Origin of the sequence: Endozoicomonas sp. NE40 (assembly GCF_040549045.1) — a bacterium.
GTDB lineage: Bacteria > Pseudomonadota > Gammaproteobacteria > Pseudomonadales > Endozoicomonadaceae > Endozoicomonas_A > Endozoicomonas_A lisbonensis.
This window is the reverse complement of the sequence record NZ_JBEWTB010000002.1, coordinates 1,346,426-1,358,243: the sequence shown is the minus strand read 5'-3', so window position 1 is coordinate 1,358,243 and position 11,818 is coordinate 1,346,426. Positions and strand designations below refer to the sequence as shown.

General features: G+C 51.3%; 10 protein-coding genes. All 10 read right to left on the bottom strand.

Annotated features, from left to right (window positions below; genetic code table 11):
• Nucleotides 1-45 precede the first annotated feature (45 nt).
• Nucleotides 46-1,332, bottom strand: coding sequence for a phosphoribosylamine--glycine ligase (gene purD / locus V5J35_RS07040; RefSeq protein WP_354010567.1), 1,287 nt, complete (start codon nucleotides 1,330-1,332; stop codon nucleotides 46-48).
• Between the two features lie 220 nt (nucleotides 1,333-1,552).
• Nucleotides 1,553-3,154 (bottom strand): bifunctional phosphoribosylaminoimidazolecarboxamide formyltransferase/IMP cyclohydrolase, encoded by a 1,602-nt coding sequence (gene purH / locus V5J35_RS07035; protein WP_354010566.1) that lies wholly within the window; start codon nucleotides 3,152-3,154, stop codon nucleotides 1,553-1,555.
• 341 nt (nucleotides 3,155-3,495) lie between these two features.
• A complete protein-coding gene (fis, locus tag V5J35_RS07030; protein WP_082212067.1) occupies nucleotides 3,496-3,798 on the bottom strand; it encodes a DNA-binding transcriptional regulator Fis in 303 nt (100 codons plus the stop codon).
• A complete protein-coding gene (dusB, locus tag V5J35_RS07025) occupies nucleotides 3,795-4,844 on the bottom strand; it encodes a tRNA dihydrouridine synthase DusB (protein ID WP_472924761.1) in 1,050 nt (349 codons plus the stop codon). Before dusB ends, fis begins: the two co-directional genes overlap by 4 nt.
• 449 nt (nucleotides 4,845-5,293) lie before the next feature.
• Nucleotides 5,294-6,142, bottom strand: coding sequence for a DUF3426 domain-containing protein (locus V5J35_RS07020; protein ID WP_354010565.1), 849 nt, complete (start codon nucleotides 6,140-6,142; stop codon nucleotides 5,294-5,296).
• A 111-nt stretch (nucleotides 6,143-6,253) separates the two neighbouring features.
• Entirely contained in the window at nucleotides 6,254-7,138 is an 885-nt protein-coding gene (gene prmA / locus V5J35_RS07015; protein WP_354010564.1) for a 50S ribosomal protein L11 methyltransferase, read from the bottom strand.
• Between the two features lie 163 nt (nucleotides 7,139-7,301).
• The gene (gene accC / locus V5J35_RS07010) at nucleotides 7,302-8,657 is read right to left on the bottom strand and encodes an acetyl-CoA carboxylase biotin carboxylase subunit (RefSeq protein ID WP_354010563.1); all 1,356 of its coding nucleotides are present in this window, start codon (nucleotides 8,655-8,657) and stop codon (nucleotides 7,302-7,304) included.
• Between the two features lie 10 nt (nucleotides 8,658-8,667).
• Nucleotides 8,668-9,126 (bottom strand): acetyl-CoA carboxylase biotin carboxyl carrier protein, encoded by a 459-nt coding sequence (gene accB, locus V5J35_RS07005; protein WP_354010562.1) that lies wholly within the window; start codon nucleotides 9,124-9,126, stop codon nucleotides 8,668-8,670.
• A gap of 106 nt (nucleotides 9,127-9,232) precedes the next feature.
• Complete coding sequence (aroQ, locus tag V5J35_RS07000) at nucleotides 9,233-9,676, bottom strand: type II 3-dehydroquinate dehydratase (RefSeq protein WP_354010561.1); 444 nt, start codon at nucleotides 9,674-9,676, stop codon at nucleotides 9,233-9,235.
• Nucleotides 9,677-9,820: 144 nt separating this feature from the next.
• On the bottom strand, nucleotides 9,821-11,725 hold the full coding sequence (gene dsbD / locus V5J35_RS06995; RefSeq protein WP_354010560.1) for a protein-disulfide reductase DsbD: 1,905 nt from the start codon (nucleotides 11,723-11,725) through the stop codon (nucleotides 9,821-9,823).
• Nucleotides 11,726-11,818: the final 93 nt, after the last annotated feature.

Sequence of the window (11,818 nt, the reverse complement as noted above, 5' to 3'; positions counted from 1 at the left end):
GGTCATTACGATAAAGTAACAGAGCTGGTTTGATCTGATACCGATTTATGCTTCTTCCCTGGCAATGGCACGGTAGCCTATATCTGTTCGGTTATAAACGTCGTTCCACTGAATTTTTGTAACACCTTCATAAGCGGCCTTTTGCGCCGTTCCGGCAGAGCCGCCAAGCGCCGTCACACAGAGTACCCGGCCACCATCGGTTAATACATCTTTACCTTCCAGCTGGGTGCCTGCGTGGAATACCTTACAGTCGTCATTGTTGGCATCGTTAATACCTGTTATCAGGTCGCCTTTGCGGTAACTGGCAGGATATCCGCCAGCTGCCATGACAACCCCCAAGGCAGTGCGAGAGTCCCACTTAGGCTGCACTGAATCCAACTCACCCCTGGCTCCGGCAAAGCACAGCTTAGCAAGGCTGGATTGTAAACGCATCATAATTGGCTGGGTTTCCGGATCACCAAAACGACAGTTGTATTCCAGTACTTTGGGTGTCCCTTCAGCGTCAATCATCAGGCCGGCGTACAGGAAGCCTTTGTAAACATTGCCTTCCGCCGCCATACCTTCCACAGTCGGAATAATGACTTCTTTCATGGCGCGGTCATGAATAGCCTGTGTGACCACCGGCGCGGGTGAGTAAGCCCCCATACCACCCGTGTTTGGACCTTTGTCGCCGTTGTCACGGGCTTTATGATCCTGACTGGTGGCCATTGGTAAAATATTTTTACCGTCGACCATGACAATAAAGCTGGCTTCTTCGCCGGTCAGAAACTCTTCGATCACCACCCGGTGTCCGGCCTCACCAAAGGCATTGCCAGCCAGCATGTCGTCGATAGCGGCAAAGGCTTCTTCTTCCGTTTGTGCCAGAATGACCCCTTTACCGGCTGCCAGACCATCAGCCTTAACAACAATCGGAGCGCCTTTTTCACGCACATAGGCTTTGGCGGGTTCGATTTCGGTAAAGTTCTGGTAGTCAGCGGTTGGAATCTTATGGCGGGCGAGAAAGTCTTTGGTAAATGCCTTGGAGCCTTCAAGCTGGGCAGCCGCCTGTGTCGGGCCAAAGATATTCAGGCTTTCTGCCTCAAAACGATCAACAACACCTGCCACCAGGGGAGCTTCGGGACCAACGATGGTCAGGTCAATGGCTTCTTCTTTAGCAAAAGCGACCAGTCTGTCCAGCTCCAGAACGCCGATACTGACATTAGTAATACCAGGTTCAAGATAGGTTCCGGCATTACCGGGGGCAACAAAAACCTGTTGTACGCTTTGATCCTGGGCCACCTTCCATGCAAGGGCATGTTCGCGGCCGCCGTTTCCGATGATCAGCACTTTCATGATTTGCCTGTCCTTCAGGTGCTTTTGTAAGGATCGGCTGTTGCCGATCATGCAAATTGAATCATGTAGGTTGGGTTCCCAATAAGGGAGCTAATTGTTGTTCACCGTGTTGGGAATTACCCAAGGGCATAAACGCTTCGCTCGTCCCAACCTACAAAACAATAATGTTCAGTGGCGCTCTTTAATGACGCTCTTCAATGGCGCTCTTCAATGACGCTCTTTAATGGCGAAAATGTCGAACGCCAGTGAAGACCATAGCGATGCCGGCTTCGTTCGCCGCATCAATCACTTCCTGGTCACGCATGGAGCCGCCGGGTTGAATCACTGCAGTAACACCAGCTTTGGCTGCTGCATCAATGCCGTCACGGAACGGGAAGAAGGCATCGGATGCCATGACCGATCCGGGGACTTCCAGATTTTCATCCGCTGCTTTGATACCCGCAATTCTGGCACTGTAAACGCGGCTCATCTGACCGGCACCGACACCAATGGTCTGGCTGTTTTTAGCGTAAACGATGGCGTTGGATTTAACGAATTTTCCTACCTTCCAGGCAAACAGCAGATCTTTCAGCTCGGCTTCGGTTGGAGCGCGGTCCGTCACGACTTTCATGTTGGCGTGGGTGGTCACAAACTGGTCGCAATCCTGAACCAGAAGGCCGCCGTTAACACGTTTAAAGTCGAGGAATGGAACGGGGCTCTCAGGAAGAGAACCGCAGTCCAGCAGGCGGACATTTTTCTTTTGCGCAACAATGTCTCTGGCCGCGTCTTCTATTGCAGGAGCGATAATCACTTCAACAAACTGACGGTCGATGATGGCTTTAGCGGTTTCAGCGTCCAGCGTACGGTTAAAGGCGATGATGCCTCCGAAAGCCGAGGTTGGGTCAGTAGCATAAGCCAGATCGTAGGCATCCAGAATAGTTTCAGAAACGGCTACACCACATGGGTTAGCGTGCTTGACGATCACACAGGCTGGTTCTTCAAAGGTTTTAACGCATTCCAGGGCAGCATCGGTGTCAGCAATGTTGTTGTAGGACAGTGCTTTACCCTGAATCTGTTGAGCGGAGGCAATGGTTCCGGCAGGCGCGTTCTCTTCAACATAGAATGCCGCTTTCTGGTGAGGGTTTTCACCATAACGCATGTCCTGCGCTTTATGGAACTGGGTGTTGAACGTGCGAGGGAAATGAGCGTCTGAATCGTTGTCACTCTTGCTGACAGGGTTGACAAGCTTACCCAGGTGGTTGGCAATAGCGCCGTCGTAGTGAGCAGTGTGTTCAAAGGCTTTGACTGCCAGATCGAAACGGGTAGCGGCAGAAACGCCATTGTCGTTGCTATCCATTTCTTCCAGAACCCGGGTATAGTCACTGGCATTAACGACGATGGTAGTGTCACGGTGGTTTTTGGCCGCAGAGCGCACCATGGTCGGGCCGCCGATATCGATGTTTTCGATGGCCATTGGCAGATCGCAGTCATCACGGGCGATGGTCTGCTCGAATGGATAAAGATTCACGACTACGAGGTCAATCGGATTGATGCCATGTTCTGCCATCACTGCTTCGTCCTGGCCACTGCGTCCCAGAATGCCGCCGTGAACTTTCGGGTGCAGGGTTTTAACACGGCCATCCATCATTTCAGGAAAACCGGTGTAACTGGAGATCTCAATGGCAGGGATGTTGTTTTCAACCAGCAGCTTATAGGTGCCGCCGGTGGAGAGAATTTCTACAGAACGCTGATGCAGCGCGCTGGCAAATTCTATAATACCGGATTTATCAGAAACGCTGATAAGGGCTCGACGAATAGGAGATACAGGGGAATCTACTGCCATCTTTCCTTTCTCTGAAATAGCCGCATGATGCGACTAAAGGTTAGTATTGCCTGTTAATACCAATTCCACCCTCTAAACATAAATTGCGCAGCCACTTTGAACAGCTGGATCTGCGTTGGAATTCCTCGCAATAGCTCGCTATTACTCGTCATTCCGCCTTGCCCAGCTGCCCAAAATGGCTTGCTCATGGTCATGTTTAGAGGGCGGAACTGGTATAAGCTGGCAGATTTTAGCCGGAACTGCCTCTTTTTGCAGCAATTATTCTGAATATTCGTTCAAAAAAATTGAAACAACAAAAAAGGCGACTAAAAAGCCGCCTTTCATAATAGCGTTGCCGTTTATTACAGCAAACCGTACTGTTTCAGCTTCTTGCGCAGAGTGCCACGGTTCAGACCCAGCAGGATGGCTGCTTTTGTCTGATTTCCTTTAACGTAAGCCATTACGGTTTCCAGCAGAGGTGCTTCAACCTCGGACAGAACCATTTCGTATACGTCGGTCACTTCCTGGCCGTCCAGGTGTGCGAAGTAATTGTTCATGGCTTTCTCAACGCTGTCACGCAGAGTCTGGCTTTCGCTCTCGACTTTGCCGACCAGATGATGAGCGCCTGCATTTCGGTCTTCTACAAACACTTGTGTGGCTGTCATGCTGCTATGTCCTTTCCGTTACCCCTATCCTGAGCCGCACTTTCCAGTGAGGTCTCTGAATATCTGGTTGTGTTGTTTTCTGAAAAACTCTGAAAATACTCCAGTATGCAGTTTTGTTGTGTTTCTGCAGATTCCAGGCTGTTGAACTGTTTCTTCAACTCGGAACCTGATGGCTTAGCCTGCAAATACCAGCCAACGTGTTTTCTGGCGATGCGCACGCCTTGATGTTCTCCGTAGAACTCATAAAGGGCGTTGAGGTGTCCGAGAAGGATTCGCTGTACTTCATCCGCAGCAGGCTCAGGCAGTATCTCACCCTGTTTCAGGTAGTGGTTGATCTCCCTGAAAATCCAGGGTCTTCCCTGGGCTGCCCTGCCTACCATCACGGCATCTGCGCCGGTCCACTCAAACACCTGCTTCGCTTTTTCCGGTGTTGTTATGTCGCCATTGGCAATCACCGGTATGTCTATAGCCTCACAAACGGTGCGGATGGTGTCGTATTCGGCCTCGCCTTTATACATACACTGTCGTGTTCTTCCGTGTACGGAAAGAGCCTGTATGCCACAATCCTGCGCCATTCTGGCTATATCCAGGGCATTTTTCTGCTCCGGACTCCAGCCTGTCCTGATTTTCAGAGTGACTGGAATATCGACTGCCGCTACCACCGCCTGCAGTATCTGCCTGACCAGTTCCGGTTCTTTCATCAGAGCGGAGCCAGAGGCTTTATTGCATACTTTTTTGGCCGGGCATCCCATATTGATGTCAATGATCTGCGCACCCCGTTCCTGATTAGCCCTGGCTGCTTCCGCCATCTGGACGGGTTCGCTGCCGGCTATCTGCACAGAACGTGGTTCGTGCTCACCGCTGTGGTCCATACGCAACCTGGACTTTCGGGTATTCCAGAGCTTCGAGTTGCTGGTAACCATTTCGGATACCGCCATGCCAGCCCCCATCTCCAGACACAACTGTCGGAATGGGCGATCCGTTACTCCTGCCATAGGCGCCAGAATAACGGGGTTCTCGATGGTGTATGGGCCAATCTTCAACAAAAGGATGCCTCTGACTACGAAAAACAACGTACAACGTGAGTGGACAGCTCCGGGTGAATAGCTACTGTAAAATAGCTCCGGTAAATAGCCACCTGACAGATCAGCCGAACAGTTGCTTAAGCATGATCCGACTTTTCATCATACTCTGTACAAAAAATGTACGGAAGTGGAAAAGTACGAAATTTTTCAGTCAGTCAGCCGCTTCAGTTACCTGACCATAAGGATATGCATAAAGTCATATTTAAAAGGTGAATTTAACCTTCATGGGGGCAACTAAAGATAAATAATCTTTTTCATCGGCCTTTATATAGTGACTTATCTGGTAAAAACCTCAAGCTATTGCCGTTGGAATCTGACCGATTCTTGATCTAAATCAAATGCTTAATACTTTAAATATTAAGTATCTATCAGTATTTGTTTGATAGTGTTTACAGGTGTTTTTCCGTTATCTATGGTGTTTTGTTCTTAAAGGTAAGGCGATAGTTCACTGCGTCCTGACCCGGGTCAAGCAGTTCAAGGCTCAGGCGAATCGCCTGATTGGCAGGCATTTCTTTTGTACCTGCCAGCTCTCCGCCCAGATATTCTTTCGGACTGAAGGTGCGGCTGGCAACGGGCTGGTCGTGAAGGTTGGAGAATGTCAGTGACAGTTTTGGCCAGGGCTGGGGGTGATCGGCTTTATTAATAATGACAGCGTCGACCATCATTATCTCGCTGATGTCTGGGTGTATACGAACCAACAGCTGGGAACTCTGGATTTCATTGATATCCACAACGGGGGGCAAGGTGCAGTTCAGTGTTTGGCACAGCCACTGATACCAGGGACGAAATGAAGGGTCCAGAGACAGCTCATTTTTGTTGAACCACAGGTACTGTGTCCCGAGAGTCAGACAGGCAGCAAAGGCGACGATGTATTGAATCATTCGCTTTTTGCTGGTTTCTGGCCGACGTGGTCGTTTCTCCTGACGAATGTCTACCTGCTCTTTATCCAGATTATTGAGTAATGAACTTAAGGGTTGGCTCTGACTGCTTTGACTGTTTATGGCAGGCGAAGTAAGAGAGGACTCTGGCGTCGTTTTTTCAGACAGCTGCTCCGGAGACTGGATTTCCGGAGGCGCAGCGCCTGCCTGTTGCTCTGAAGGGCTTATGGTGTCTTCTGGTGAATCAGTGCCAGCGTTAAAGACATGGAGACAGGAACCACAGCGAACAGAGCCTCCGGCGGCGCGTAGTTGGGCCTGTGTGACACGAAACGATGTCTGGCATTTGGGGCAGCGGGTTGTGTTAACCCTTGAGGGCGTCATTTAGCGTATCAATTCCAGAGTAATAAACAGTTACTCTGGAATTAGAGCAAAGAGCCGGTGGTGAGTCCAGTGCAGCCTTCGGGGTAGAGTGCTGCACTGGCAGTAAACAGGTTAGCGGCGGGTGCCGGTGACCAGAATCCAGTCATCATTGTGAACGACAGGCTCAAGATCAAACCATTCGGAGTAGGTGGCAACGATGCTATCAGTCTGTTCAGACAAAATACCTGACAGGGCGATTTTGCCACCTGGCTCGAGATACTCAGCCAGGGTAGGGGCCAGTTGTACAAGAGGTCCGGCAAGAATGTTGGCGAGGACTATATCCACTTTTTCCTGCGGTGCTTTTTCCGGCAGGAATACCTGCAGCTTTTCCGGAGCAATCCTGTTTCGCTCGGCATTGTCGATGGTAGCGGTCAGTGCCTGAGGGTCCAGGTCAACACCGGTAACACATCTGGCACCCAGCAACAGGGCAGCAATGGCGAGGATGCCAGAGCCACAGCCATAGTCGACAACGCTTTTCTCACTCAGGTCTCCCTGTTTTTCCAGCCATTCAAGACACAGTGCTGTTGTTGGGTGAGTACCGGTTCCAAAGGCCAGGCCAGGATCCAGCATCAGATTGACAGCATCGGGTTCTGGTACTTCTTTCCAGCTGGGGCAAACCCAGAGACGGGTACCAAACTGCATGGGGACAAAGTGAGTCATCCACTCGCGTTCCCAGTCCTTGTCTTCCACAATTTCAATTTTGTGGTTCGGGAAGGGGTCGCGCTGGTACTGGTGTTTGAGAATGCTGATCACTTCATCCATATCGGTGTGGGCATCAAACAGGCCAATGACGACAGTATGGTGCCAGAGTGGGGTGCTGCCTGGCTCTGGCTCAAACAGGGGCTGGTCTTTTCCGTCCTGCAGGGTAACGGCGCTGGCTCCGGCTTCAAGCAGCAGATCTTCCAGTTCTGCGGCGTGATCGGAATTGGTATCAAGTCTGATTTGTATCCAGGGCATGAGAAGAGAACTTGTAAAAAAGAGAAGAAAGGCAGAACAGGAATTCTGCAGAAAACGGGGGTAATTCTAGCAGGGAGTTGGCTTCAGGTCTGCACGCAAGACTCGCTCCCACTGCTCGCTGTAAAACCAGCGGCGGTGAGAACGAGGCTGATGCTCTGGCGAATCAGTCTTCAGCCAGTTTGTTTGCCAGCTTGCTCTCAAGATAGTGGATATTGACACCACCTTTCTGGAAATTGGTGTCACGAACCAGCTCCTGATGCAGAGGAATATTGGTTCGGATACCTTCAATCACGGCTTCGTCGAGTGCATTGCGCATCCTTTTCAGGGCGGTCTCGCGATCCGGCCCAAAGGTCACCAGTTTGGCTATCAGCGAATCGTAGTAAGGCGGTACCGTATAGCCGTTGTAAAGATGCGAGTCCACGCGAACACCGTTGCCGCCAGGCGCATGGAACTGGGTCACTTTGCCCGGAGAAGGCATGAAGGTGGTTGAGTCTTCTGCGTTAATCCGGCATTCGAAGGCATGCCCCTGCAGCACAACGTCTTCCTGAGTAATGCTCAGAGGATGCCCGCTGGCGATGCGGAGCTGCTCTTTGACGATGTCGACACCGGAGATCATCTCGGTGACCGGGTGTTCAACCTGAACACGGGTATTCATTTCAATGAAATAAAAGTGGCCGTCTTCATACAGGAATTCAAACGTACCTGCGCCCCTGTAGCCGATTTCAATGCAGGCGCGGGTGCAGGCGGCTGCAACCGTTGCCCGGGCATCTTCGTCGATGTAGGGAGCGGGTGCTTCTTCGATCACCTTCTGGTGGCGACGCTGCAGGGAGCAGTCACGGTCGCCCAGATGGATTGCACCACCCTGGCCGTCAGCAAGCACCTGAAACTCAACATGACGGGGGTTTTGCAGGAATTTTTCCAGATAAACCGTATCGTTATTGAAAGCCGCCTTGGCTTCTGACTTGGTGAGGCTGATGCCGTTCAGCAGTTCGGATTCCTCATGAATCACACGCATGCCGCGACCACCGCCGCCACCGGACGCTTTGATAATAACCGGATAACCAATGCGACGGGCGATTGAGAGCGTGCGTTCGGTGTCACTGGTCAGAGGGCCATCGGAACCGGGAACGGTGGGTACGCCCGCCTTTTTCATGGCGGCGATTGCGGAAACCTTGTCCCCCATCAGACGAATTACGTCAGCGGACGGTCCGATAAATGTGAAACCGCTGCGCTCAACCTGTTCGGCAAAATCAGCGTTTTCAGACAGGAAACCGTAACCGGGGTGAATAGCGGTGGCATCCGTCACTTCGGCAGCGCTGATAATCGCCGGAATATTCAGGTAACTTTCGACCGGGCTGTTTGGGCCAATGCACACTGACTCGTCAGCCAGGTGGACATGCATCAGGTCTTCATCGGCTTTGGAGTGGACTGCAACGGTTTTAACACCCAGCTCTTTACAGGCTCGCAGCACCCTCAGGGCGATTTCACCCCGGTTGGCAATAACGATTTTATCCAGCATGGCATTACTCTCAGGAAATCGTGAATAATGGCTGGTCGTATTCAACGGGTTGGCCGTTTTCAACCAGAATGGCTTCAATAGTACCGGACTTGTCGGCTTTGATCTGGTTCATCATCTTCATGGCTTCGACGATGCACAGAACGTCGCCTTCCTTGACGTTCTGACCCACTTCCACAAACGCTGGCGAGCTTGGGGAAGGTGCTGTGTAGAACGTGCCTACCATGGGCGATGCAACCTGGTGGCCGGTTGGCTGAGGTGCTGCCGGGGCAACGGCTTCGGCCGCAGGTGCTGCGGCAGGGGCAGGCGCTACTGCGGCTACCGGAGCCGGCTGGGCAACATAGCTGGCAGCCGGAGCGTTCTGGGAGTAGCGGCTGATGCGGACGGACTCTTCCCCTTCATGAATTTCCAGCTCATCAATTCCGGATTCTTCCAGCAGCTCAATGAGCTTTTTTACTTTTCTGATGTCCATGGTTCAATCTCAAATTCTGTTTGGCACCTTGTGCCAGGGTTGAAAGGGGTACGAGTTGGACGGGATAGGCCCGGTCGAAAGCTCGAATTCATTGTTCTTGTTTGTCTTACTGTCGGGTTATGTGTTCAAGAGCGTAGCTCAGGGCCAGCTCATAACCTTTGGGCCCCAGTCCGGCAATAACGCCCTCGGCGATATCGCTGAAATAGGAATGATGACGGAAAGGTTCACGGCGGTGGACATTGGAGAGATGCACTTCAATAAAGGGGATGGATACACCCAGAATGGCATCTCGGATAGCAACACTTGTATGGGTATAGGCAGCCGGGTTGATGATGATAAAAGCAACACCCTCTTCACCGGCCTGATGAATACGCTCAATCAGCTCGTGTTCGGCGTTGCTCTGAAAGGTGTCCAGCTGATGCCCCTGGCTGTCTGCCAGTGTGACCAGGTTCTGGTTAATCTGTTTCAAAGTGGTTGCGCCATAAATCCCCGGCTCACGTTTTCCGAGCAGGTTAAGGTTTGGGCCGTTGAGTACAAGTATGCTTGCCATGTATTCCTCTCACAATCGCATTGCATTGTGCCGTAATGTTAGAAAATCGTCCAGTTCGTGCTTGTTACGGTGCGTTAATGACAGTTACGAAGCATTTCAGCTAATTTGTTGCATGAATTTTACTCAGTGATCTGTTTTGGTTTGTTATTGGCCTGATAACAGGGTTTTCAGCTTGCTGGCCAGAGCCGGAGCCTGTATTTCCCCAAGTGTCCTGATTTGACTTATTTCCTGCCCTGAAGGGTCGAAGAACAGCAGTGCAGGAGGGCCAAACAGCTGGTAGTCATTCAGCCAGGCCTGATGGTGTCGGGTGTTATCGGTGATATCCAGCTTGAGCAGTTGCAGTTGTTCAAGCAGCGGGCGGACATCCGGGTCAGGAAAAACGGTACGCTCTACCACTTTGCAGGACAGGCACCAGTCGGCATACACATCCACCATAACGGGTCGTTCCTGAAGTGCGGCCTGCTGTAATAAATTGTCAAGTTCTGTAACTGAATGGGTTTTGGTAAAGATTAAACGGTTGTTCACAGAACTGGTCGCAGGACTGATTGCTGAAGCAGGGTCTGTTGAAATGGTTGCAGCAAGTGGTTGTAAAGGGTCTGTGTTGCCTTTGGCGGCTCCCACGATGAGGCAACCACCATAAACCAGAAGAATGATTCCCAGAGTCTGGCTGACTATTGCCCGGCCTGTTTTCGGTTGAAAGTTTATGGCTCCGAGCCTGACTCCCCCCCCCACAAGCAGACTTCCCCAGAGTAAAAGAGTGATGGGACCGGGGATAACCCGTTCCAGCATCCAGATCGCAACCGCCAGAAGCAGAAAGCCAAAGAATGTTTTGACGGAATCCATCCATTGTCCGGCCTTTGGCAGCAGGTGGCGCCCACCGATACCGATTAGCAACAGTGGCAGCCCCATGCCCAGTCCAAGAGCAAACAGGGATAGCCCGCCTAACAGGGCGTCACCCGTTGTTCCTATGTAGATCAGGGCTCCGGCCAGTGGCGCAGAGACACAGGGTGATACAACGAGAGCGGACAGAACTCCCATTATCATGGCTCCGGACAGTTTGCCCTGCGACTGGTCAGAGTTACCCAGTTTATTACGCAGTTTTTCAGGCAGTTGTAACTCATAAAGCCCAAACATGCTCAGAGCCAGCAGGACGAACAGTGCTGCAAAGGGGCCGATAAGCCAGGGAGACTGCAGTTTCGCCTGAAGATTGAGACTGGCACCAAAGAGTCCCATCAAGGTGCCGGCTATGGCAAATGTCAGTGACATACTAAGGATGTAAGCCAGTGTCAGGCTGATGATTTTTGGACGTGAAGCCGTTGAGTTACCCACCAGAATGCTGGATAGAATAGGCACCATTGGCAGTACGCAGGGGGTGAATGTAAGGCCAATGCCGGCCAGCAGGAATAGTAGTAGTGAAGCGACAAAGCTTTTTTCTGAAATGGTGGATTCATAGTTATTTAAATAGTTATTTGAATAGCTACTTGAATAGCTGTCAGAAGCGTCAACAGAGGTTGAATCCGGCGAGCGAATGGTGCTGACAGGAACAAATGAACCATCAGAGGCGGCCAGGGCCAGAGTTTTTGTATGGGGCGGATAGCAGAGACCCGCTTCGGCGCAGCCCTGAAAGCGAACATCAATTTCCGGCATGTTCTGAGAGCTGCTGACAGGCAGTTGTATGGTTATGTTCTGGTCAAAGACTTCCAGAAGCTCTCCGAAGTTTTCGTCAAACTTCTCTTTACCTGATGGATAAACCGGTTCACCCAGTGTTGTTTCAGAGTGCCGGGCAGTGAAGCTGAACCGCTTTTTATAAAGGTAATGACCGGGAGTGACCGTAAAATGAACCAGTGCCTGATTGTTGAGGATTTCGCCGGACAGCTGAAAGGCCTCTTCAACAGGGATGAAGGTTTGCTGGCCAGACGGTGACGAACTGATTAATCCCTGTAACCCTTCAGCACGTAACAGTTGGCTAAATAGAAACAGGCCCAGGAACAGAAATATTCCTGCGACAGCACTGCTTTTTATTAAGGCTGTGGATGATTTACCGGACATTCTGTATGGCTTTTCTTGTGGTTCTAGTGTCCCTGATTGTGGAAGTTAATATCCGGCTTGCAAGTTAGCCTGCAAACCGGAATACATCAACCC

Bases quoted from the DNA above. Each gene is read 5' to 3' on its own strand.
- purD (WP_354010567.1), bottom strand. From the start codon at position 1,332: ATGAAAGTGCTGATCATCGGAAACGGCGGCCGCGAACATGCCCTTGCA.
- purH (WP_354010566.1), bottom strand. From the start codon at position 3,154: ATGGCAGTAGATTCCCCTGTATCTCCTATTCGTCGAGCCCTTATCAGC.
- fis (WP_082212067.1), bottom strand. From the start codon at position 3,798: ATGACAGCCACACAAGTGTTTGTAGAAGACCGAAATGCAGGCGCTCAT.
- V5J35_RS07020 (WP_354010565.1), bottom strand. From the start codon at position 6,142: ATGACGCCCTCAAGGGTTAACACAACCCGCTGCCCCAAATGCCAGACA.
- prmA (WP_354010564.1), bottom strand. From the start codon at position 7,138: ATGCCCTGGATACAAATCAGACTTGATACCAATTCCGATCACGCCGCA.
- accC (WP_354010563.1), bottom strand. From the start codon at position 8,657: ATGCTGGATAAAATCGTTATTGCCAACCGGGGTGAAATCGCCCTGAGG.
- accB (WP_354010562.1), bottom strand. From the start codon at position 9,126: ATGGACATCAGAAAAGTAAAAAAGCTCATTGAGCTGCTGGAAGAATCC.
- aroQ (WP_354010561.1), bottom strand. From the start codon at position 9,676: ATGGCAAGCATACTTGTACTCAACGGCCCAAACCTTAACCTGCTCGGA.
- dsbD (WP_354010560.1), bottom strand. From the start codon at position 11,725: ATGTCCGGTAAATCATCCACAGCCTTAATAAAAAGCAGTGCTGTCGCA.